The 22,390-nt window shown below is 37.4% G+C and carries 20 protein-coding genes and 1 other RNA gene; 19 read left to right on the top strand and 2 right to left on the bottom strand.

Annotation, left to right across the window (positions count from 1 at the left end; translation table 11 throughout):
• Window positions 1-15: 15 nt before the first annotated feature.
• From B7709_RS04025 to B7709_RS03970, 11 genes are all read left to right on the top strand, one after another.
• Window positions 16-651, top strand: a complete 636-nt coding sequence (locus tag B7709_RS04025) for a sugar transferase (protein WP_084971828.1) — start codon at window positions 16-18, stop codon at window positions 649-651.
• Between the two features lie 217 nt (window positions 652-868).
• Window positions 869-1,663: a DUF4422 domain-containing protein gene (locus B7709_RS04020; RefSeq protein WP_084971827.1), complete on the top strand. Its 795-nt coding sequence runs from the start codon at window positions 869-871 to the stop codon at window positions 1,661-1,663.
• A gap of 108 nt (window positions 1,664-1,771) precedes the next feature.
• The gene (locus tag B7709_RS04015; RefSeq protein WP_084971826.1) at window positions 1,772-2,602 is read left to right on the top strand and encodes a LicD family protein; all 831 of its coding nucleotides are present in this window, start codon (window positions 1,772-1,774) and stop codon (window positions 2,600-2,602) included.
• Between the two features lie 13 nt (window positions 2,603-2,615).
• Window positions 2,616-3,704 (top strand): glycosyltransferase family 4 protein, encoded by a 1,089-nt coding sequence (locus B7709_RS04010; protein WP_084971825.1) that lies wholly within the window; start codon window positions 2,616-2,618, stop codon window positions 3,702-3,704.
• A gap of 8 nt (window positions 3,705-3,712) precedes the next feature.
• A complete protein-coding gene (locus B7709_RS04005; protein ID WP_084971824.1) occupies window positions 3,713-4,717 on the top strand; it encodes a glycosyltransferase family 2 protein in 1,005 nt (334 codons plus the stop codon).
• A 1-nt stretch (window position 4,718) separates the two neighbouring features.
• Window positions 4,719-5,672 (top strand): glycosyltransferase family 2 protein, encoded by a 954-nt coding sequence (locus B7709_RS04000; RefSeq protein WP_084971823.1) that lies wholly within the window; start codon window positions 4,719-4,721, stop codon window positions 5,670-5,672.
• A 462-nt stretch (window positions 5,673-6,134) separates the two neighbouring features.
• Window positions 6,135-7,313: an O-antigen ligase family protein gene (locus tag B7709_RS03990; RefSeq protein ID WP_204956359.1), complete on the top strand. Its 1,179-nt coding sequence runs from the start codon at window positions 6,135-6,137 to the stop codon at window positions 7,311-7,313.
• Window positions 7,310-8,362 carry an acyltransferase family protein gene (locus B7709_RS03985; RefSeq protein ID WP_084971822.1) on the top strand — a complete coding sequence of 351 codons (1,053 nt, stop codon included), beginning with the start codon at window positions 7,310-7,312 and terminating at the stop codon, window positions 8,360-8,362. Before B7709_RS03990 ends, B7709_RS03985 begins: the two co-directional genes overlap by 4 nt.
• 54 nt (window positions 8,363-8,416) lie before the next feature.
• The gene (locus B7709_RS03980; RefSeq protein WP_084971821.1) at window positions 8,417-9,832 is read left to right on the top strand and encodes a flippase; all 1,416 of its coding nucleotides are present in this window, start codon (window positions 8,417-8,419) and stop codon (window positions 9,830-9,832) included.
• 12 nt (window positions 9,833-9,844) lie between these two features.
• Window positions 9,845-10,954 carry a UDP-galactopyranose mutase gene (gene glf / locus B7709_RS03975; RefSeq protein ID WP_084971820.1) on the top strand — a complete coding sequence of 370 codons (1,110 nt, stop codon included), beginning with the start codon at window positions 9,845-9,847 and terminating at the stop codon, window positions 10,952-10,954.
• On the top strand, window positions 10,941-11,966 hold the full coding sequence (locus B7709_RS03970; protein ID WP_084971819.1) for an acyltransferase family protein: 1,026 nt from the start codon (window positions 10,941-10,943) through the stop codon (window positions 11,964-11,966). The genes glf and B7709_RS03970 overlap by 14 nt, the downstream gene beginning before the upstream one ends.
• A 197-nt stretch (window positions 11,967-12,163) precedes the next feature.
• On the opposite strand, the gene pbp1a is transcribed toward B7709_RS03970, so the two are convergent.
• Window positions 12,164-14,317 carry a penicillin-binding protein PBP1A gene (gene pbp1a, locus B7709_RS03965; RefSeq protein WP_084971818.1) on the bottom strand — a complete coding sequence of 718 codons (2,154 nt, stop codon included), beginning with the start codon at window positions 14,315-14,317 and terminating at the stop codon, window positions 12,164-12,166.
• A complete protein-coding gene (gene recU, locus B7709_RS03960; RefSeq protein WP_061454050.1) occupies window positions 14,314-14,910 on the bottom strand; it encodes a Holliday junction resolvase RecU in 597 nt (198 codons plus the stop codon). Before recU ends, pbp1a begins: the two co-directional genes overlap by 4 nt.
• A 65-nt stretch (window positions 14,911-14,975) precedes the next feature.
• Between recU and B7709_RS03955 the strand changes: the two genes are divergently transcribed.
• The 8 genes from B7709_RS03955 to cbpF all read left to right on the top strand — a co-directional run bounded on the left by B7709_RS03955 (window position 14,976) and on the right by cbpF (window position 22,352).
• Window positions 14,976-15,503 carry an SLOG family protein gene (locus B7709_RS03955; protein WP_084971817.1) on the top strand — a complete coding sequence of 176 codons (528 nt, stop codon included), beginning with the start codon at window positions 14,976-14,978 and terminating at the stop codon, window positions 15,501-15,503.
• Between the two features lie 67 nt (window positions 15,504-15,570).
• Window positions 15,571-15,897 carry a cell division regulator GpsB gene (gene gpsB, locus B7709_RS03950; protein WP_061454052.1) on the top strand — a complete coding sequence of 109 codons (327 nt, stop codon included), beginning with the start codon at window positions 15,571-15,573 and terminating at the stop codon, window positions 15,895-15,897.
• A gap of 31 nt (window positions 15,898-15,928) precedes the next feature.
• Window positions 15,929-16,310: RNase P RNA component class B (gene rnpB, locus B7709_RS03945), an RNA gene on the top strand.
• Between the two features lie 84 nt (window positions 16,311-16,394).
• Window positions 16,395-17,552, top strand: a complete 1,158-nt coding sequence (locus tag B7709_RS03940; protein WP_084971816.1) for a THUMP domain-containing class I SAM-dependent RNA methyltransferase — start codon at window positions 16,395-16,397, stop codon at window positions 17,550-17,552.
• A gap of 12 nt (window positions 17,553-17,564) precedes the next feature.
• Window positions 17,565-19,022 (top strand): cell division site-positioning protein MapZ, encoded by a 1,458-nt coding sequence (gene mapZ, locus B7709_RS03935; RefSeq protein WP_084971815.1) that lies wholly within the window; start codon window positions 17,565-17,567, stop codon window positions 19,020-19,022.
• 75 nt (window positions 19,023-19,097) lie between these two features.
• Window positions 19,098-20,522, top strand: coding sequence for an NADP-dependent phosphogluconate dehydrogenase (gndA, locus tag B7709_RS03930; protein ID WP_084971814.1), 1,425 nt, complete (start codon window positions 19,098-19,100; stop codon window positions 20,520-20,522).
• An 11-nt stretch (window positions 20,523-20,533) separates the two neighbouring features.
• Entirely contained in the window at window positions 20,534-21,223 is a 690-nt protein-coding gene (locus tag B7709_RS03925; protein ID WP_084971813.1) for a response regulator transcription factor, read from the top strand.
• Window positions 21,224-21,323: 100 nt separating this feature from the next.
• Window positions 21,324-22,352, top strand: a complete 1,029-nt coding sequence (gene cbpF / locus B7709_RS03920; RefSeq protein WP_084971812.1) for a choline-binding protein CbpF — start codon at window positions 21,324-21,326, stop codon at window positions 22,350-22,352.
• The last annotated feature ends 38 nt before the right edge of the window (window positions 22,353-22,390 follow it).

Genomic DNA, 22,390 nt, shown 5'->3' with positions numbered 1-22,390 from the left:
GAGGGGGAGTTTAAGGTGAAACAGAATGGCATCATCTATATTTGCTTTAAAAGAGTTATGGATGTTTTTATCGGCTTATTTGGAACAATATTCATAGTCTTACCTAGTTCTTTAATAATCTATATTATCTATAAAATAAAAGGTTACAAAGGAAGTATATTCTTCACACAATATAGAGTGGGACTGAAGGGGAAAAAATTTAAAATTATTAAATTTAGATCAATGGTTGAAAATGCTGAAGAAGTTTTGACCGCAAATAAAGCACTCTATGAAAAATATATAAATAATAGTTATAAATTACCTCCAAATGAGGATCCTCGTCTTACCAATATCGGAGATTTTATAAGAAAAACGAGTATTGATGAAATTCCTCAATTTATAAATTTAATGTTAGGTGATATGAGTCTTATTGGACCTAGACCGGTTTTGGAGAATGAGTTAGAGGAGTATTCTAAGGAAGAACAGCAAGTTTTGTTATCTGTACGACCAGGTATTACAGGGATGTGGCAAGTTTCTGGTAGGAGTGAGGTATATTATCCTGAACGCTGTGAAATGGAATTGTACTATCCTCGGAACCAATCCTTTTTGTTGGATGTCAAGATCTTCTTTTTGACAATAAAAAAAGTTCTATCTGGAGAAGGGGCTCATTGATGTATGAGCTAAATCATCTAGTAAAAAATAGATAGAAAGATGAAGTTGAATACGAATAACGTTTCTTGGGTATTCGTATTCATTTTTTCAAGTGAAGGAAGCATTATGAATAAGTGGATTTAATCTAGTATTTTTTGCTTGAAAAAATGAATGGGGATTCAATCCAAAGAATTGTCCAGTGAGGTAAGATTTTAGGAATTGGAGTTAGGATGTAGAAATGTCAAAAAAGTATAAAATTATAGTAGCGACTCATAAAAGATTTCAAATGCCAGAAGATAAGGACTTATATGTTCCTGTTCAGGTTGGCAGTGAAGGAAAGGAAAATCTAGGCTACCAACGAGATAATCAAGGTAATCATATCTCACACCTCAATCCTTATTATTGTGAATTGACAGGATTATACTGGGCTTGGAAAAATTTAGACTGTGATTACCTAGGATTAGTTCATTACCGACGTTATTTTACAGATAAGAACCGACCTTATCATGATAAGATTAACATGAATGAAGTTATCTTATCGGCAGATCAAGTTAAGGAGCTCATGTCTGAAGTAGATGTCGTTGTTCCCAAAAAGAGAAAATATTATATTGAAACTCTCTATTCTCATTATGCCAACACTCATGACTCCAGTCATTTAGATGTAACACGAGAAATTATAAAAGAGGTTTCGCCAGAATATTTAGCAACATTTGACAAGGTGATGGACTGTCGTAGTGGCTACATGTTCAATATGTTTATCATGTCCAAAGAAAATGTATCATCTTATTGTGAGTGGTTGTTCCCTATCATTGATGAGTTGTACAGAAGATTGGATATAACAGGATACTCTGCTTTTGATGCAAGATTATTTGGGCGTGTTAGTGAGCGTCTCTTTAATGTTTGGTTAGACTACCAAAATCTACGTGTTAAAGAAGTTCCATTTATGTATATGGGAAAAGTGAATTTGTTTGAGAAGGGCAAATCTTTCTTGAAAGCCAAGTATTTCGGGAAAAAATATGGACAGAGTTTTTAGAGTTTACCAAGTAACTTTCAAGCTTTATACTAATATTAAAATTATTTAATTTAACTATCATTGGGCATTGTGAAACGAAGAACTCACCCTTAGTTTAGGAGGACAAGTATGTCAGATATAAAAGTTATTCAAGATAAAATCCTGTCTATCTTGAAAGAATTTATTAACATTTGTGAAGAAAATAATTTGACTTACTATGCTCTAGGGGGAACATTGCTTGGAGCAGTACGTCACAAAGGATTTATCCCTTGGGATGATGATATTGATATTGGCATGCCAAGAGAAGATTACGAAAAGTTTAAGAAAGTAGCTCCCAATTTCCTGCCGAATAATTATAAATTTTTAAGTGAAGACGCCGCTAATTATAAAAAAGCTTTCTCTGTAATTCGGGATGATTCAACGAAAATCATAATGAATTATAGTAAAGAAGAATTGGTGGAGAGTTTGTGGATAGACATTTTTCCACTTGATGGAATGCCTGCTGCCCCAATTAAGAGAAAAATTCATGAGTATAGATACTTATACAGACGGATGATGGTTCAACTTTCTCAGTTTAATAGTTTAGTAAATCAGAAGAAAGAAAATAGGCCCTTAGTTGAAAAAGTAATTATTGCCTTTGCAAACATAGTTAAAATTGAGAAGATACTTTCTTTTGACTGGGCGCAAAAAAAATATTTAAAGACCATTAAAAGATATTCATTTGATGAAGAATTTTCAGGCAATTATACAGGGGCATATAAATTAAGAGAGATTGTTCCCTCTGATTATTTTGGCACACCAGTCTTATTAAAATTTGAAGAAATTGACTTGAGTTGTCCTTTTAGGTATAAAGAATATTTGACAGCGATCTACGGGGAAAATTACATGCAATTACCTCCAGAAGAAAAGAGAGTCCAGCACCACTATAAAATAATATCGCTTGGTGAGAAAGAAGGATAAGAGTAGGTTAAATATGAAAAAAATAGCAATAGTTAGATACAATCTAAGTAAAATTGGTGGAGCTGAAAAAGTAGCTATCAGTATGGCTAATGAGTTGTCAAGTCATTATGATGTAAAACTTTTGTCTATTCTATTGGATGAGGATGGATTCATAAATTATGATATTCATCCAGATGTTCAATTGGTGAATTTTTACAAGGGTGATATTCGTATTAGAACTGCTATTTTAAAATTAACTACTAAGCTCAGAGAGTATATAAAAAAAGAAAGAATAGAAGTGATTTTTTCAATAGCTCCTTTAACAAATATTATGATACGATTGGCTACTCTGGGTCTAGATGTGAAAATTGTTTTTTGTGATCATCACAGCTTAGAGTTTCAAGATGGAAGAAGTAGAAAAATACAGAGATATATTGGAGCGAAGTATTTTGATAAGGTTGTTACTTTAACGCAGGAAGACCGGATAAAATACTCAAAAAAATATAAGATTTCTATAGAGAAAGTAGCTACAATTTATAATTGGATAGAAGAAACCAAGCACCATAAAACAGGCTTGAATAATGATTCTAAAAAAATCCTCACGGTGGGTCGATTTCACAGTCAAAAGGGATATGATTATCTCGCCGAAGTAGCTATAAAAGTATTATCACAACATCCAGACTGGCAGTGGGATATATATGGTTCAGGGGATAAGCTTATTGAACAGGATTTAAAAAGAAAACTAGAAGAAGGTCGTGTTTCTTCACAAGTTAATTTTAAAGGGAATGTAAAGGGAACTGAAAATATTTATCCCAATCATAGTATCTATGTCATGACTTCTCGCTATGAGGGTTTGCCTTTAGTCCTATTAGAAGCACAACAATACAATCTTCCTATTGTTAGCTTTAGATGTCCGACGGGACCCAGTGAGATTGTTGAAGATGGAATCAACGGATTTCTGATTGATTGCTATGACGTGGATCAGATGAGTGAGAAATTGCTTGAATTGATGAAAAATGATGATTTGCGACACTCTTTCTCAGAACATGCCAAAGACAATATGGATAAATTTGATAAGAATAAAATTCTCAATCAATGGATAGAGTTGATTGAGACAATTTAGGAGATAAGATGCAAGAGTGTTTATTGACAATTGTAATGCCTAGTTATAATATTCAGGACTATATTTCTAAAGGAATCGAATCATTCCAGCAAGTACACCCAGATTACAAACAAAAATTTGAGGTCTTAATTGTGAATGATGGAAGTACGGACGACACAGCCAAAGTAGCAGAAGAGGTCCTAAGAAAAGATTCGTTGCTGAATGGTCGTATTATCACAAAGGAAAATGGAGGTCATGGCTCAACAATTAATCGTGGCATTCAGGAAGCAAAGGGGAAATTCTTTAAAGTTATTGATGGCGATGATTGGGTTATCCCGTCAGAGTTTGAAAAGTTTTTAGATACTTTATCAGTTGTTGATGTGGATATGATTCTTACGGACTTTACAGAACAACATGTTTATAACAATACTACTGTTCGAAATGATTTTGCTGAGAAATATGAGGTTGGTAAGGAATATTCTGGGATTCCAGAGAAACGGATCCCAATGCACTCGGTAACTTATAGAACATCTATCCTAGTTGAGAATGGAATTCGTTTAAGTGAAAAGACATTTTATGTTGACATTCAGTACACTCTTTTTCCTTTAGAGTATGTTCATAGTTTCTGTTATTGGAATTATGATGTATACCAATACTATATCGGACGACCCGAGCAGAGTATGAATATTGAGAGTATGAAACGAAATGTTCGTCACCATTTGACTGTAACAAATTCTGTGCTGACTTATTTCTCAAAAATTGCGGATGATCCTGTCTTAAAGAAAGTGGTTGCAGATACTTTAGTTTATCTTATCAGTTTGCAGATAGATTTGTCATGGATGGTTGAGGACTCAAAGACACTATCAGAAGAATTATACAGACAAATTGAGCAGAGTTCTTATGAGTATATCCCTACGAAAAAATTTGATAGATTGTCTTATTTGAACTATAAATCTCACTATTTTCTAGACTTTGTCTTCAATCCAATATTGAAAAAATATTCTAAAAAGAAAGAAAAAGAGAGAGGAGTTTAGGATGTTTATTAGTGTTGTTGTTCCGGTTTATAATGTTTCTGATTATTTACACTTTGCCATGGATAGTCTGATAAAACAAACGTATCAAAATTTTGAAATAATCCTTGTAAATGATGGTTCAACAGATAACTCTCCTCAGTTATGTGAAGAGTATGCTAAGCGATATGAAAACGTCTCTGTTTTCCATAAAGAAAATGGAGGTTTATCTGATGCCCGTAATTTAGGAGTTTCGAAAGCGTCATCAGAGTGGATTTTCTTTTTAGACCCAGATGATTATTTGGAAGATTATACTCTAGAATTGATAGTGAAAATTCAGCAGGAGCATCAAGCAGACTTGATTTCTACCAAAGTGAAGGCAACGTCTAAGTATAATGATTATAGTTCGTATCAACTTGAGGAGTCAGATTATAAGGATTTGTGTGTTGTTACAAAAGAGAAGGCTCTTGAGCTAATGCTAGACGACAAGATTGCGACAGTTTCTGCTTGTGCTAAGCTTTATCACAAAAATATCTTGGAAAAAATTCCATTTCCTGTTGGAAAAATCTATGAAGACTTTTATGTGGTAGCGGATCATCTTGCCTTAGCGGATAAAATTGTGATTAGTCCACTTAAAACATATAACTATTACCGTAGAGAAGGTAGTATTGTCCGTTCGACTTTTACTGAGAAAAGATATGATTTTTTTGATGCCGTTTCGAAAAACGAGGAAGTTATAAAGAAAGATTACACTCAAAGTATAGAATTAAAACAATCTCTGCAAGCTAAAAAATTACGAGGAGGCTTTGCTGTAATCGGTGCAAAGGCTGACTCTGGTTTAACAGATTTTTCGAAAGATCGAGAATTATTGAAAGTTGACTTTAAGAACATGTTATTAAACAAAAAAATATCGTGGAGACTAAAATTAAAATATACAATATTTATGCTATCATCTAAAGTATATTTAAGGTTAAGGTAGTATAGTAGATTAATGTATTTGATAAGAATATCGAGTATTTTAAGAAACGAGGAATTATGAAACAAGCTTATATAATAATTGAACATAATAAGTTTGAATAGTTGAAATTTTTAATTTCTCTGTTGGATTATAAGGAACATGATATTTTTATTATTGTAGACAGCAAGGTTAATGTGGAGGAGTCTACGATTAATCACTATACTTGCCATCATTACAACTTCCTATGTGACATGGGTATTGTCTTCAGAGAATTTGGGAATACATGGATATTTTAACTCTATTGTTACCGGTTTTATTAGTTACTCTAGGAGTTGTTAGTTATGGCACTAAGGAAATTTAAGCTAATCGAAAAAAGAGCCACAGATTTTTTGGGGTATCTGTAAAACTTAAAATGAAGTATGGTTTATTTTTAGTTTAATAAGCAATTAAAAGGTAGGGGGGATATTATTGAAGATTAACTTAATGAATATTGTTGATACGTTACTACTTTTTCTAATAATTATAAAAACAAACTCTATTTATTTGTATATAGGTGTAGAGAATAAATTAAATTTTTATCTGATTGTTGTGATTACAATTGCAGTTTTGTTGGAAGTAATTAGCGGTAGATTATCTCTCCAATATTTTAAAAAAATGCTATTAGTTATTGTTCTTTATTTTTTTGCAATTATTATTAATCTTTTTGTTTCGGCTTCTGTCATATCGTCAAATATACTAACATACCATTTTATTGTTGTACCATTAATGCTAATACTAGTAATGTATAAATATTATAAAAATACATTAACAAATTTTTTAGCTATCTTTGTGAGGATTGTTTTAATTTTAGCTGTTATTTCTCTGCTCTTTTGGTGTTTTGGTAGTGTTTTAAATATAATAAAACCGACAAACTATGTAGTAAGTAGCTGGAGTGGTGGTCAGGTAACTACTAGTTATTATAATTTGTATTTTGAAACGCAAAACGCTTTATTTTTGGGTTATAAAATGATTAGGAATAGCGGTATTTTTGCAGAAGCGCCAATGTGGAGTTTATTGCTAAGTGTTGCTTTAATATTTCAAGAGTTATTGCTTAAACATAGCACTAGAATATTTGTTTTATTAATGTTAACAATTCTTACAACAGCATCAACAACAGGGTTTTTTATAGCTGGCTTATTACTTATTTATAAAGTGATAAATCAAAAAAGAAGTTGGTTTAAATATATTAACTTAATATCTATCCCTGTATTAATCTTTACTTTGGTTAAAGTGTGGGGGGAAAAATCCGATTCCGCTTCAGCAAGTATTCGATATGATGATTATGTAGCAGGTTTTTTGGCATGGAAAGATCACTTTATTTTTGGTTCAGGTTTATCATCTGGGATTAGAGCGATTGAGTCCTACATGGATACCACTATACGAAGTAATTTAGGATACAGTAATAGTTTTTTTGTCATCTTAGCTCAAGGGGGAATAATTTTGGGCGTGCTATACTTTTATCCTGTTGTTAGTGTACTATTGAAGAGATTTTCATCAAACTCTAAGATGTTAGCTTTATTGTTTATAATTCTAATATTTACAGCAATATTTACAGATACACCGTTATTTATCCTGTTTGTTGGGATATTTTATGCCTTGATTCTGAATAGAGAACATACATGAAGAAGGAATATGATATTTTAAAAGTAATTGCCATTTTAATGGTTGTATTAAGCCACAGTACATACTATGTGATTTCGACTAAGTACGGGGGGGTTGATTATCAACAATATATAAATCAAAATTTATCGTTGGTATTGTATAAAGTTTTTGATAAAGTAAGAGAAGTATTATATTACTTCCATATGCCACTTTTTATGGCATTGTCAGGAGCTTTCTACTATCTTCAGGTTCAAAGAGATAAATGGTCTACTTTGAAATTAATTGTGCAAAATAAGGCAAAGAGATTGCTTTTTCCTTTCATTATATTTACTATTCTTTATTCAATACCAATAAAATATATTTCAAATTATTTTGATTCTACAGATCCTTTTAAAGCATTTGTAGGACAATTTTTCTTAATTGGGAATAGTCATTTATGGTATTTATATGCTTTATTTATTATTTTTATATTTGCATTCTATACGCTAAAAAAAGAAACAAAGCTTGCTACTTATGTTGTCTTTTATGTTCTGCATATTTTGAGTTACAAAATAGAACTCCCACTATTTAAAGTACCTCTTCAATTTTTATTTTACTTTAGTTTAGGCTTTTTGTTTGAATCAAATAGAGAAAAATATAATCAATTTATTAATAAGAAAAAAAATTATGTTTTGTTATTATCTACGGTATTTGCCTTAATGGTTTTATTAAATCTCTATGTTAAGTTTACTCAGGTATTGTTTAGTAAAGTATTAGTTGAGTTAATGGCTGTCTTGGGTTCATTATTAACGTATAGCATCGCGTATCAATTATCTCAAAAGAAAAGTGTTGGTGATGCTAGTATTTTTAAGATGATTCTAATTAATGGATTAGGTATATATATTTTTTCTGATCCATTAAATTATTTAATCTTGAAATTAAGTTATTCCCTAAATTCGTATTTTATGTTTACACCATTAGGAATAGTTGTTTTAGTGGTGCTACGATTTTTTCTTACGTTATTTATATCATTGATAGGAACAATTATATTTAAAAAATATTTTAAAAAATACAAATGGCTAGTCAACTAGGTAGAGACAGTAGCTATTTAAAAAGTTAAATCTAGATATAATGGAGAAAAGGTAATGAAAGTATTAAAAAACTACGCCTACAATCTTTCGTATCAATTGTTAGTGATTATACTCCCTATCATTACGACTCCCTATGTGACACGAGTCTTTTCTTCGGATGACCTAGGAACATATGGATACTTCAATTCCATTGTCACCTACTTTATCCTTTTAGCGACTTTAGGAGTTGCCAACTATGGGACCAAGGTTATTTCAGGTCATCGTAAGGAAATTGAAAAAAATTTTTGGGGAATCTACTCCCTGCAATTAGGTGCAACAGTTCTTTCTCTGTCCTTGTATTGTCTTCTTTGCCTAACTCTTCCCTTTATGCAAAATCCGGTAGCCTATATTCTTGGTTTGAGTTTGTTTTCTAAAGGATTAGATATATCCTGGCTCTTTCAAGGTTTAGAAGATTTTCGAAAGATTACTGTTCGAAATATTACGGTTAAACTAGTTGGGGTGATCTCCGTCTTCCTCTTTGTCAAATCTGCAAATGACCTATACCTCTATGTCTTTTTACTAACTATGTTTGAACTCTTGGGACAGCTAAGTATGTGGTTGCCTGCTAGTGAGTTTATCGGTAAACCGCATTTTGACATAGAATATGCTAGGCATCATGTGAAGCCCGTCATATTATTGTTCCTTCCGCAAGTGGCTATTTCCTTGTATGTTACGCTAGATCGTACCATGCTCGGAGCGTTAGCTTCGACAAAAGATGTAGGGATTTATGACCAGGCTCTAAAGTTGGTAAATATACTTTTGACCTTGGTAACTTCCTTGGGAAGCGTTATGTTACCTCGTGTCGCTCATTTGTTAGCGACAGGTAATCATAAGGCAGTCAATAAGATGCATGAGATGTCCTTTTTAATTTATAATTTGGTTATTTTTCCAATTATGGCAGGAATGTTGATTGTTAATGATGATTTTGTCCAATTTTTCCTTGGTCAAGACTTTCAAGATGCACGCTATGCAATCGCTATTATGATTTTCCGTATGTTCTTTATCGGTTGGACCAATATAATGGGAATTCAAATATTGATTCCGCACAATAAAAATAGGGAATTTATGGTTTCAACGACAGCTCCCGCTATTCTGAGTGTGGGATTGAATTTGTTATTTCTCCCTAAGTTTGGCTATATAGGGGCAGCCATTGTCTCGGTGTTGACAGAAGCTCTTGTATGGGGAATACAATTGTTCTATACAAGAATTTATTTAAAAGAAGTTACTATATTGAAACCTATGTTTAAGATTATTGTGGCTTCATGTCTGATGTATACAATATTACTTTACTTAAAAACATCATTATCTTTTAGTCCAACACTTAATGTCGTAGTCTATGCTGTTTTAGGAGTAATCATTTATCTTGTATGCATTCTAGTATTTAAAGTTGTTCGACTTAAAGAGTTAAAAGAACAGCTTAGTAAAAAATAAAGGAGATTTAATATGTACGACTATCTAATCGTTGGAGCTGGTTTGTCTGGAGCAATCTTCGCGCACGAAGCTACAAAACGTGGAAAAAAAGTAAAAGTGATTGACAAGCGTGATCACATCGGTGGAAATATCTACTGTGAGAATGTAGAAGGTATCAATGTTCATAAATATGGTGCCCATATCTTTCATACCTCTAATAAAAAAGTGTGGGACTATGTCAATCAATTCGCTGAATTTAACAACTATATCAACTCACCTGTCGCAAACTACAAAGGAAGTCTTTATAATCTTCCTTTCAATATGAATACCTTCTATGCTATGTGGGGCACAAAAACTCCACAGGAAGTAAAAGATAAGATTGCTGAGCAGACAGCTGATATGAAAGATGTTGAGCCGAAAAATCTGGAAGAACAGGCTATTAAGTTGATTGGTCCAGATATCTATGAAAAATTGATCAAGGGTTATACTGAAAAGCAATGGGGACGCTCAGCAACAGAACTTCCTCCATTTATCATTAAACGTCTTCCAGTTCGTTTAACCTTTGATAATAACTATTTTAACGACCGTTACCAAGGGATTCCTATTGGTGGTTACAATGTCATCATCGAAAATATGCTTAAAGGCGTTGAAGTTGAGCTTGGTGTTGATTTCTTTGCTCACCGTGAAGAGTTAGAAGCATTAGCTGAAAAAGTTGTCTTCACAGGAATGATCGACCAGTATTTTGACTACAAGCACGGAGAGTTAGAATACCGTAGCCTTCGCTTTGAGCATGAAATTTTGGACGAGGAAAATTATCAAGGGAATGCTGTAGTGAACTATACAGAGCGTGAGATCCCTTATACTCGTATCATCGAACACAAACATTTCGAATATGGAACACAGCCAAAGACAGTTATCACGCGTGAATATCCAGCTGACTGGAAGCGTGGGGACGAGCCTTACTATCCAATCAACGACGAGAAAAATAATGCTATGTTTGCTAAGTACCAAGAGGAAGCCTCAAAGAATGATAAAGTTATCTTCTGTGGGCGCTTAGCAGATTATAAATATTACGATATGCATGTGGTGATTGAACGGGCACTTGAGGTTGTGGAGAAAGAGTTTGAGCATGGCAAAAAGTAGAATTAGTTGGATAGATTTTGGAAAAGGTTTTTCCATCTTTTTAGTCTTAGTAGGACATGTGTTGCTTGGACTGTATCAATCAGAAAAATTCCCCACAGCGGACAATATATTATCACTATTAGTAGCACAAGTCTATATATTTCATATACCCGTATTTTTTGCCCTATCAGGATACTTTTTCAAACCCATATCTGATTTGAAAGAGTTCTGGCAATATGCTAAAAAGAAGACAATTGTTTTTGGTCTGCCATATATTTTCTATTCAATCATTCACTTTGGTCTTCAAAAAATTGCGGGGGCATCTGTTCGTGTTCCTACAACCATATCTGATTTGCTAAATATCTATAAAGATCCTCTTGGGGTTTCATGGTATTTATATATACTCTGGTCGATTTTGATAATCTATGGATTAGTATCTATTTTAATCAAAAATCGTAGAATGTTATTTTTAATAAGTGTTTTTGCTTATTGTTTAACCCTATTTGTTCAAACAGATATTTATATTGTTCAAAGAACACTAGTCTGGGGGATCTGTTTCTTTCTTGGTAGTGTGTTGAGTGAAATTCATTTTGATAAAATTAATTTGAAAAAGTTTCTGCTTTTCTTTGTGCTATTTGATTTTATTTATATGTTCGCTTGGTTCTTGTTTTATGAAGTAGGGTCTAAGAAGGATTATGTAAGCTATAGTAACCCAGGTTTGTGGGGAATTGCTTTTATTGTCTGTGTATTAGTTGCTTTTGCGATTTTTCCTAAAATGGAGAAAAGCTTCCCTAAAACTTTCCTATATTTCACTAAATACGGGAAAGATAGTTTAGGTATCTATATTCTCCATGCACCAATTTGTAGCATGATTCGGATTCTAATGTTGAAAGTGGGAGTAAACTCAGTTTTTCTTCACGTTGTTGTTGGAATTGTCTTAGGCTGGTATTTATCCATACTAGCAACTTATATATTGAAAAAAATTCCATTTTTGAATATTGTTTTATTACCACAGAAGTATATTAAGTTTTAATGAACTATTATCGTATATATTCTACAAATAATAAAAAACAATATTAATCCAATCACATGAACTTGAACTAAGGTATTCTACCAAACTACCCAGACTAAAAGTTTGGAACATATCCCTCTCATGCTAGAGAGCCACAAGAACTATTTACCAATAGCTAAAACCTCCTGAGAAAGAATATTCTCAGGAGGTTGTTTTTATTATGGCTGTCCTGTTTGAGGAGCCTGATTTTGTTGATTAGGGTTTGTATTTTGTTGAGGTGAATTTGGTTGCTGACTGTTGCTCGTGTTTGGAGTTGTATTTGGGGGAGTCGTAGTAGTTTGCGATGTACTTTCAGAAGTAGAGGTTTCAGGGATAGAACGCTGTGGGGGAGATGGATTTGTCCATGTAGAGCGTGTTCCATTTTTAAAGATGAATTCTCCGCTTCGATAGAGACCCTCCGGCATGGTCCAATCACCAGGGGAGTCATCTTCAGAAAGATAAGTCATCATCGAACGATAGACCTTAGCAGCGACGTAGAAACCATCCCCAACGATAGGAGTGAGACGGTTAGAATAACCAGTCCAAACAGCCATTGAGTATTTACGAGTATAGCCGACAAACATTTCGTCAGGAGCTACATATCCAGAGTTCTTAATGTATCTCTCAATCTCGTCATCTGTGTAGTTTGATGTACCAGTTTTACCAGCTTGTGGTAGCCATGAGAGGTAGGCACCACGACCAGTTCCATAGGTTAGGACAGTTTTCATCATCTCCGTCATCATGTAGGCAGTAGTTTCTTTCATAGCCCGTGTACCAGGGTCAGAAAATTCTTTTGAACTACCATCACTAAAGACGACCTTGTTGACATACATTGGTTTACGGTAGATACCACCATTAGCAAAAGCCGCGTAAGCAGCAGCCATCTTCTCACTGCTAGCTCCGTATTGTTTATGAGACTCGACTGTATTACTTGAGATGGCATTGGCATAAACCATGCTAGGGTAATCAATGCCTAGTCCATTTAGGAAGGTCTTGGCACGATCTAGTCCAACCTTATCGAGCGTTTCTACAGCTGGCACGTTTCGTGACTGTTGTAGGGCGTACTGTAATGTAATATTTCCAAAGTAACTCTTATCCCAGTTGTAGACAGGGGTGTCAGTTCCAGGATAGTTATAGGGAACATCGCGAACCATTGCAGCCGTAGAGTCATAAATACCATACTCCAAAGCAGGAGCATAATCAGTGATAGGCTTCATAGTAGAACCCCAGTCACGGTTGGTTTCAACAGCCTGATTGATACCGAAGGAAACATTGCTTGATTGGTGGCGAGCACCTAGCTGGGCAATCACCTTTCCGTTTGTGACATCAACGATGGTAGAAGCTACTTGCAACTCATCATCTGGATAATTAACGTATTCGTCGGTATTGTAGATATCCCAGAGACGTTGTTGGACATTGGAATCAACGTTGGTATAAACTTCCATACCTGTAGTTAAAAGGTTGTAGCCCGTTTCCTGTTCAACTTGGTCGATTACCTCTTTGAGGTAATTATCCATGTGAGGTGGATAGGTGTTAGCTGACTTCAGACTTTGGAGACCATCAGTAATAGGGGTGTTGATAGCTTTTTCGTATTGCTCGGCAGTAATATAATGTTCCCCTTTCATCTCAGAGAGAACGAGATTTCGGCGTTCTTGAGCAGCTTCTGGATGTGAGTAAGGGTCATACTGATTTGGAGCTTGAGGCATTCCGGCTAAGAGAGCCAATTGGGGCAAACTTAAATCTTTGAGGTCTTTGCCGTAGTAATTTTGAGCAGCTGTCTGCATTCCGTAGTTACCGTTTGACATGTAGACCTTGTTGATGTAGTAAGTTAGAATCTCTTGTTTGGTTGCTTTTTGTTCGAGCTGAACGGCAAGCCATGCTTCCTGAGCCTTACGTGAAAGGGTCTGATCAGAAGTTGAAGTAGAGAAATAGGTCAATTTAATCAACTGCTGTGTCAGGGTTGAAGCCCCCTGAAGTCCCCCCCCACCACGAAGGTTTCGTAGAGTGGCACCGAGGATACGAATGGTATCGACTCCACGGTGATTGAAGAAACGATGGTCTTCGATTGAGACGATGGCATTGACCAACTCTGTCGGAATTTCGTTTGCTTGTGCATTGACACGTCGTTCTGATCCAAGATCGGCGATGAGTTCGTCTTTGTTGTCATAAATCTTACTAGACGTTGTAGCGACTAGTTTACTTTCGGATAGGGCTGGAGCCTTGCTCACATAGTAGAGGAAGAGACCTCCACCTAGCATAATAGCTGCGATAAATAAGGTCAAAAGGCAGATACTTACATACTTAGCTATTCGTAGGATAGTTTGTTTGTTCATCTTATTTTACCACCTAGTAAGTGTTCTTTGATAACGTCGAGATAGGGAATCTGAGGAAAAGCACCTGGCTCGATTGCATATCCAAATTCTCGAATATATCCAAGTGGCATTGACTTTTGTCCCTTATCCTTATGATAGAAACGAATGAGGTCAATGGCCGGCAATAAGTAGGTTTCTTGCTGAGAAGAAAAGTGAAGGAGGACAAAGCAGATACCTTGTTGGGCAAGGACTTGTTCCATATGACGAATCTGATGAGGATGAAAATTCTTCATCGGAATCGCATATTTTTGTCTGGTTTCCTTGGCTTCAAAGTCGATGTAGTATCCATCATAAACTCCCGAATAGTCTGTAGTTGAGGCTTGTCTGAAGTAGGCTTCAACGATCTTGGCTCGACTTCTTTGGGGATAATCAACACGTACGATTTGGATGGGGGTAGGTTTTTTGTGGATAACAGCCACTCCCTGTGACAGATAGTAGTCGTTGGTAGCATTGATCATCTTTTCAAAAGACATTCCCCGATTTGCGAAATTTTTTGTTTGTGAAGGGGAGACCTGCTTTTTCTGTGATGAAATTTTATGTGGATAGTTGACCATGGTTCTCCTTATTGGTACAATAACATCACTTCATTATATCATAAAATTACAAAGAAAGGTTAAAAATGACAACGGTTTTAATTTTGGGCTACTCTGCCTTTGATTTGGGTTTGTTTAATGACAAGGATATCCGCCTTGAAATCATAAAAAAGGCTATCCGACGAGATTTAGAACGCCTAGCTGAGGATGGAGTGGTTTGGCTTGTCTTTACAGGGGCTCTGGGTTTTGAATACTGGGTGCTAGAAGTTGCTCGGGATATGAAAGCAGACTATGGATTTCAACTTGCAACGGTTTTCGATTTCGAAACTCATGGAAGTAATTGGAATGAGGCTAATCAGGTCAAACTAAGTGAATTTAAACAAGTTGATTTCGTTAAATACGCCTATCCACACTATGAGCATAAGGGACAACTGCGTGATTATCAGAAATTTTTGCTGGAAAATACGGACGGATGCTATCTCTTTTATGACGAAGAAAAGGAAAGCAAGTTAGGCTATTTTTACCAAATGATGAAAAATCAAGAAAACTATGTTACAAGAAGATTAACATTTGAGGACTTAAATGAATTGGCAGAAAATTTTCCCGAAAATTGAGGCTTTGACCTTGATTTTTGTTTGTTTTTTTATATAATAATACTAGCAACTGATAATGGAGATAGAGATGGCAAGTATTATTTTTTCAGCGAAAGATATTTTTGAACAGGACTTTGGACGTGAAGTTCGTGGATACAGTAAGGCAGAAGTGGACGAGTTCTTGGATGATGTGATTAAGGACTATGAAACCTATGCAGCTTTGGTTAAATCTCTTCGTCAGGAGATTGCTGATTTGAAGGAGGAATTGTCTCATAAATCGCAGACAACGCCGACTCAGCCGGATTCTATCGAAATGACGAGCACTACCTCGATGACAAATTTTGATATCTTGAAACGCTTAAATCGACTTGAAAAAGAAGTATTTGGCAAGCAAATTTTAGACAATCAAGATTGATAATTGAGTGTTTATCAAGTGCATAAATGCAATTTTTGGATAATCGCGTGAAGAGAATCTCTTTTCATGAGGAAAGTCCATGCTAGCACAGGCTGTGATGCCTGTAGTGTTTGTGCTAGGCGAAACCATAAGCCTAGGGACGAGAGATCGTTACGGCAGTCGAAATGGCTAAGTCTTCGGATAGGTCAGAGTAGGCTTGAAAGTGCCACAGTGACGGAGTCTCTCTGGAAACGGAGAGAGTGGAACGCGGTAAACCCCTCAAGCTAGCAACCCAAATTCTGGTCGGGGCATGGAGTGCACGGAAACGAACGTAGTACTCTGACTGCTAGCAGCTTCATGCTGTTAGTGGTAGACAGATGATTATCGAAGGAAGTGGTCCTAGTCACTTCTGGAACAAAACATGGCTTATAGAAAATTGCATATAGGTTGGGGCTGAGAAATCTTTCTCAACCTCATTTTTTAAAGTGAACAAAAGAAAGGTCTTGCAAGACTGTAAAATGAAAAAAGAATTTAATTTAATCGCAACTGCTGCAGCGGGTCTTGAAGCTGTCGTTGGGCGTGAGGTGCGAGAGCTCGGTTATGACTGCCAGGTTGAAAATGGCCGTGTCCGTTTCCAAGGAGATGTGCGGGCAATCATTGAGACCAATCTTTGGCTTCGAGCAGCTGACCGCATCAAGATTGTAGTCGGGAGCTTTCCTGCAAAGACCTTTGAAGAACTCTTTCAAGGAGTTTTTGCTCTAGATTGGGAAAACTATCTTCCGCTTGGAGCACGTTTCCCTATCTCAAAGGCTAAATGTGTTAAGTCTAAACTTCATAATGAGCCTAGTGTTCAGGCGATTTCCAAGAAGGCTGTTGTGAAGAAACTGCAAAAACATTATGCTCGCCCAGAAGGTGTTCCCTTGATGGAGAATGGTCCTGAATTTAAGATTGAGGTGTCCATCCTTAAAGATATGGCAACTGTCATGATTGATACAACAGGATTTAGTCTTTTCAAGCGTGGCTATCGTACGGAAAAGGGTGGAGCACCTATCAAGGAAAACATGGCAGCAGCCATTTTACAACTCTCTAACTGGTATCCAGACAAGCCTTTAATTGATCCGACCTGTGGTTCAGGAACTTTCTGTATCGAGGCGGCTATGATAGCTAAAAAGATGGCTCCTGGCCTTCGCCGTTCCTTTGCTTTTGAGGAATGGAACTGGGTCAGCGATCGGTTAATTCAAGAAGTGCGTACCGAGGCTGCTAAGAAAATTGACCGTGAACTGGAACTGGATATTATGGGCTGTGATATTGATGCTCGTATGGTGGAAATTGCCAAGGAAAATGCCCAAGCAGCAGGTGTGGCAGGCGATATCACCTTTAAGCAAATGCGGGTACAAGACTTGCGCACAGACAAGGTAAATGGTGTCATCATCTCCAATCCGCCATATGGGGAGCGTTTGTCTGATGATGCAGGAGTTACCAAGCTCTATGCTGAGATGGGACAGGTGTTTGCGCCACTGAAAACCTGGAGTAAGTTTATCCTGACGAGTGATGAAGCATTTGAAAGTAAGTACGGAAGTCCAGCTGATAAAAAACGAAAACTGTATAACGGGACCTTAAAAGTGGATTTGTATCAATACTTTGGTCAGCGTGTGAAACGCCAAGAGTTGAAATAGAAAGGAAGACAAATGAGTAACAAAACACAGGATCAGCAGAATCATGAGCAACAAGAAGCCCAATTTGATTTTGGAGAGGCTAAAGATTTGACAGTTGGTCAAGTCATTCGTAAAAATGAAGAAGTCGAAGCGGGTGTTCTGCCAGAAGACAGCATTCTGGATAAATATATCAAACAACACCGCGAGGAAATCGAGGCGGATAAATTTGAAACACGTCAATTTAAAAAAGAAGAACTACTAGCAGCTCAGGCTCAAGAAGAATTGACACAGGAAGTTCCAGAAATCACTGAAGAGTCGGCGCCAGTCATAGAGGAACCCGAGACAGTTTCAGAAGAATCGCTGTCAGACTCAGCTGAAACTACAAGCTCGGACGTGATTTTGCCTCCTTCAGGAGAAGAAAACAAAGACTTGGAGTCGCTTGTGTTGGAAAAGCAAGCGCCAGTAGAGGTTGCTGATGAGAAAGAAGAGGAGACACCTATTCTTTCTCGTTCAGCCCAGTCAGAGCCTGAAAGTGATTCTAAGAAGAGAAAGTGGGTGGTTGCGGGATCAGTCTTGGCGGCAGCTCTCGTCTTGGCAGGAAGCTACTACGTCTATCGCCAAGTAACTCGCTCCAACCAAGCCATCCAGTCTTCTCAGTCGTCTTCTAACAATCAAGAAACACAAACGGACCTACAAGAGTTTAATACCCTCTATGATGCCTTCTATACGGATGCTAACAAAACAGCTTTGAAAAATAATCAGTTTGATAAGCTGGATCAGCTAAAGACCTTGTTAGATAAACTTGAAGGTAGCCGAGAGCATACACTTGCAAAATCTAAGTATGATAGCCTAGCAACTCAAATCAAGGCTGTGCAAGAAGTGAATAATCAGTTTGAAACTCCTGCAATTACTGACGGTGTCTTGGATACCAATGCAAAAATCAAGGCAGATGCTAAATTTACAGAAATTAAAACAGGAAATACAGAGCTAGACAAACTATTAGATAAGGCCATTAGCCTTGGTAAGAGTCAGCAAACAAGTGCCTCTAGTTCAAGTTCAAGTAGCAGTAGTCAGGAAAGTTCAAGCGCAACGACTGATAGTAGTACGAGCAGTTCGTCTGCATCATCTAGTTCTGCATCAAGTGCTCCAACTGCCCCAGCTAGTAATGATACAAATGGAGGCCTGTCTAGCGATGGTGTCAACCTTCAAAGAAGTGTCAGCCGTGTACCATACAACCAATCAGCTGTAGACGATAGCAACAACCCTGCTTGGACCTTTGCTGATGGTGTTCTGGAACAAATCCTAGCAACATCACGTGCTCGCGGTTATATCACAGGCAACCAATATATCCTAGAACGGGTCAATATCGTAAACGGAAATGGTTATTATAACCTCTACAAACCAGATGGAACCTATCTCTTCACCCTCAACTGTAAGACGGGTTACTTTGTCGGGAATGCTTCTGGCCATGCAGATGATTTGGACTACTAAGCAATCGTTACAAAATTCTTTCCTTTCATAGGTAAAAATGATAAAATAAAACATATTAAACAAGAGGAGTGTCACATGACAAAAGCTAACTTTGGTGTCGTAGGTATGGCCGTAATGGGTCGTAACCTTGCCCTAAATATTGAATCTCGTGGTTACACAGTTGCTATCTACAACCGTAGTAAAGAAAAAACAGAAGATGTGATTGCTTGCCATCCTGAAAAGAACTTTGTGCCAAGCTATGACGTGGAAAGCTTTGTAAACTCAATCGAAAAACCTCGTCGTATCATGCTCATGGTTCAAGCTGGACCTGGTACAGATGCAACTATCCAAGCCCTTCTTCCACACCTTGACAAGGGTGACATCTTGATTGACGGAGGAAACACTTTCTACAAAGACACTATCCGTCGCAATGAAGAATTGGCCAACTCTGGCATCAACTTTATCGGTACAGGGGTTTCCGGTGGTGAAAAAGGTGCCCTTGAAGGTCCTTCTATCATGCCTGGTGGACAAAAAGAAGCCTACGAATTGGTTGCTGATGTTCTCGAAGAAATCTCAGCCAAAGCACCAGAAGATGGCAAACCATGTGTGACTTACATCGGTCCTGATGGAGCTGGTCACTATGTGAAAATGGTCCATAACGGTATCGAGTATGGTGACATGCAATTGATCGCAGAAAGTTATGACCTCATGCAACACTTGCTCGGCCTTTCTGCAGAAGACATGGCTGAAATCTTTACTGAGTGGAACAAGGGCGAATTGGACAGCTACTTGATCCAAATCACAGCTGATATCTTGAGCCGTAAAGACGATGAAGGTCAAGAGGGACCAATCGTAGACTACATCCTTGATGCTGCAGGTAACAAGGGAACTGGTAAATGGACGAGTCAATCAGCACTTGATCTTGGTGTGCCATTGTCACTCATCACTGAGTCCGTATTTGCACGCTACATCTCTACTTACAAAGAAGAACGTGTGCATGCTAGCAAGGTGCTTCCGAAACCAGCTGCCTTCAAATTTGAAGGAGACAAGGCAGAGTTGATCGAAAAGATCCGTCAAGCCCTTTACTTCTCAAAAATCATTTCATACGCACAAGGTTTTGCTCAATTGCGTGTAGCTTCTAAAGAAAACAACTGGGACTTGCCATTTGCAGACATCGCATCTATCTGGCGTGATGGCTGTATCATCCGTTCACGTTTCTTGCAAAAGATCACAGATGCCTACAATCGTGATGCAGACCTTGCTAACCTTCTCTTAGACGAGTACTTCTTGGACGTTACTGCTAAGTACCAACAAGCAGTGCGTGATATCGTAGCTCTTGCTGTTCAAGCTGGTGTACCAGTACCAACCTTCTCAGCAGCTATTACTTACTTTGATAGCTACCGTTCAGCTGACCTTCCAGCTAACTTGATCCAAGCGCAACGTGACTACTTTGGTGCCCACACTTACCAACGTAAAGACAAAGAAGGAACATTCCACTACTCTTGGTATGACGAAAAATAAGTAGGTCTGCCATGGGGAAACGGATTTTATTACTTGAGAAAGAACGAAATCTAGCTCATTTTCTCAGTCTGGAACTCCAAAAAGAGCAATACCGTGTTGATCAGGTAGAGGGGGGGCAAAAAGCCCTCTCCATAGCTCTCCAGACAGACTATGACTTGATTTTACTGAATGCTCATCTGGGGGATATGACGGCCCAGGATTTTGCAGACAAGCTGAGTCGGACAAAACCAGCCTCAGTAATCATGGTCTTGGACCATCGCGAAGAATTGCAAGCCCAGATTGAGACAATCCAGCGCTTCGCCGTTTCTTACATCTATAAGCCAGTGATTATTGATAATCTGGTAGCTCGTATTTCAGCGATTTTCCGAGGTCGGGACTTCATTGACCAACACTGTAGTCAGATGAAGGTTCCAACGTCTTACCGCAATCTGCGTATGGATGTAGAACATCATACCGTTTATCGTGGCGAGGAGATGATTGCTCTGACGCGCCGTGAGTATGACCTTTTGGCCACTCTCATGGGAAGCAAGAAAGTCTTGACTCGTGAGCAGTTGTTGGAAAGTGTTTGGAAGTACGAAAGTGCGACAGAGACCAATATCGTGGATGTTTATATCCGTTATCTACGTAGCAAACTTGATGTAAAAGGTCAAAAAAGCTACATTAAAACCGTGCGTGGTGTTGGTTACACCATGCAAGAATAGGAAAGCAGTTGCAGTTCATTTGGAACTGCTTTTTTGTGAATTCTTTCTATATTGACATGCAGTCAGGTCTTTGCTACAATTAATCATGGAGGATACTAAAATGAAATTTTTGAAAAAAATGATGCAAGTTCTACTCGCAGTCTTTTTCTTTGGTTTGCTAGCGACAAGTACAGTATTGGCGGCTGATGCTGATTCAGAAGGTTGGAAATTTGTCCAAGAAAACGGAAGAACCTACTACAAGAAGGGGGACCTCAAAGAAACCTACTGGCGAGTGATTGATGGTAAGTACTATTATTTTGATCCTCTATCTGGAGAGATGGTTGTCGGCTGGCAATATATACCTGCTCCACACGAAGGGGTTACGATTGGTTCTTCTCTAAGGCAAGATATTGCTTTTAGACCAGATTGGTTTTACTTTGGTCAAGATGGAGTACTACAAGAGTTTGTTGGCAAGCAAGTTTTAGAAGCAAAAACTGCTACCAATACCAACAAACATCATGGGGAACAATATGATAGCCCAGCAGAAAAACGAGTCTATTATTTTGAAGACCAACGAAGTTATCACACCTTAAAAACTGGTTGGGTATATGACGACGGGCAATGGTATTATTTACAAAAGGATGGCGGCTTTGATTCTCGCATCGACAGATTGACTGTTGGGGAGATAGCACGTGGTTGGATCAAGGATTATCCTCTAACCTATGATGAAGAGAAGCTAAAAGCGGCCCCATGGTACTACCTAGATCCAGCAACTGGCATTATGCAAACTGGTTGGAAATATCTTGGCAACAAGTGGTACTACCTCCGTTCATCAGGAGCTATGGCGACTGGCTGGGTGAAAGATGGTTCAACTTGGTATTATCTAGATGCTCAAAATGGAGATATGAAAACGGGCTGGCAATACCTTGGTAACAAGTGGTACTACCTCCGTTCATCAGGAGCTATGGCAACTGGTTGGTATCAGGAAGGTTCGACTTGGTATTATCTAAACGCAAATAATGGTGATATGAAGACGGGTTGGTTCCAAGCCAATGGTAAATGGTACTATGCTTATAGTTCAGGTGCTTTAGCAGTGAATACGACCGTAGAAGGCTATTCTGTCAACTATAATGGCGAATGGGTTCAATAATGAAAGAGGCGATTGTGAATGGAAACAATCGCTTTTTT

It is taken from the genome of Streptococcus oralis subsp. dentisani, assembly GCF_002096335.1.
Classification (GTDB): Bacteria; Bacillota; Bacilli; order Lactobacillales; family Streptococcaceae; genus Streptococcus; species Streptococcus oralis_Z.
The sequence above is the reverse complement of the archived record's forward strand: the minus strand, read 5'-3'. Positions and strand labels throughout refer to the sequence as shown.

Coding starts and splice junctions, on each gene's coding strand:
- B7709_RS04020 (WP_084971827.1), top strand. CDS start 869: ATGTCAAAAAAGTATAAAATTATAGTAGCGACTCATAAAAGATTTCAA.
- B7709_RS04015 (WP_084971826.1), top strand. CDS start 1,772: ATGTCAGATATAAAAGTTATTCAAGATAAAATCCTGTCTATCTTGAAA.
- B7709_RS04010 (WP_084971825.1), top strand. CDS start 2,616: ATGAAAAAAATAGCAATAGTTAGATACAATCTAAGTAAAATTGGTGGA.
- B7709_RS04005 (WP_084971824.1), top strand. CDS start 3,713: ATGCAAGAGTGTTTATTGACAATTGTAATGCCTAGTTATAATATTCAG.
- B7709_RS04000 (WP_084971823.1), top strand. CDS start 4,719: ATGTTTATTAGTGTTGTTGTTCCGGTTTATAATGTTTCTGATTATTTA.
- B7709_RS03990 (WP_204956359.1), top strand. CDS start 6,135: ATGAATATTGTTGATACGTTACTACTTTTTCTAATAATTATAAAAACA.
- B7709_RS03985 (WP_084971822.1), top strand. CDS start 7,310: ATGAAGAAGGAATATGATATTTTAAAAGTAATTGCCATTTTAATGGTT.
- B7709_RS03980 (WP_084971821.1), top strand. CDS start 8,417: ATGAAAGTATTAAAAAACTACGCCTACAATCTTTCGTATCAATTGTTA.
- glf (WP_084971820.1), top strand. CDS start 9,845: ATGTACGACTATCTAATCGTTGGAGCTGGTTTGTCTGGAGCAATCTTC.
- B7709_RS03970 (WP_084971819.1), top strand. CDS start 10,941: ATGGCAAAAAGTAGAATTAGTTGGATAGATTTTGGAAAAGGTTTTTCC.
- pbp1a (WP_084971818.1), bottom strand. CDS start 14,317: ATGAACAAACAAACTATCCTACGAATAGCTAAGTATGTAAGTATCTGC.
- recU (WP_061454050.1), bottom strand. CDS start 14,910: ATGGTCAACTATCCACATAAAATTTCATCACAGAAAAAGCAGGTCTCC.
- B7709_RS03955 (WP_084971817.1), top strand. CDS start 14,976: ATGACAACGGTTTTAATTTTGGGCTACTCTGCCTTTGATTTGGGTTTG.
- gpsB (WP_061454052.1), top strand. CDS start 15,571: ATGGCAAGTATTATTTTTTCAGCGAAAGATATTTTTGAACAGGACTTT.
- B7709_RS03940 (WP_084971816.1), top strand. CDS start 16,395: ATGAAAAAAGAATTTAATTTAATCGCAACTGCTGCAGCGGGTCTTGAA.
- mapZ (WP_084971815.1), top strand. CDS start 17,565: ATGAGTAACAAAACACAGGATCAGCAGAATCATGAGCAACAAGAAGCC.
- gndA (WP_084971814.1), top strand. CDS start 19,098: ATGACAAAAGCTAACTTTGGTGTCGTAGGTATGGCCGTAATGGGTCGT.
- B7709_RS03925 (WP_084971813.1), top strand. CDS start 20,534: ATGGGGAAACGGATTTTATTACTTGAGAAAGAACGAAATCTAGCTCAT.
- cbpF (WP_084971812.1), top strand. CDS start 21,324: ATGAAATTTTTGAAAAAAATGATGCAAGTTCTACTCGCAGTCTTTTTC.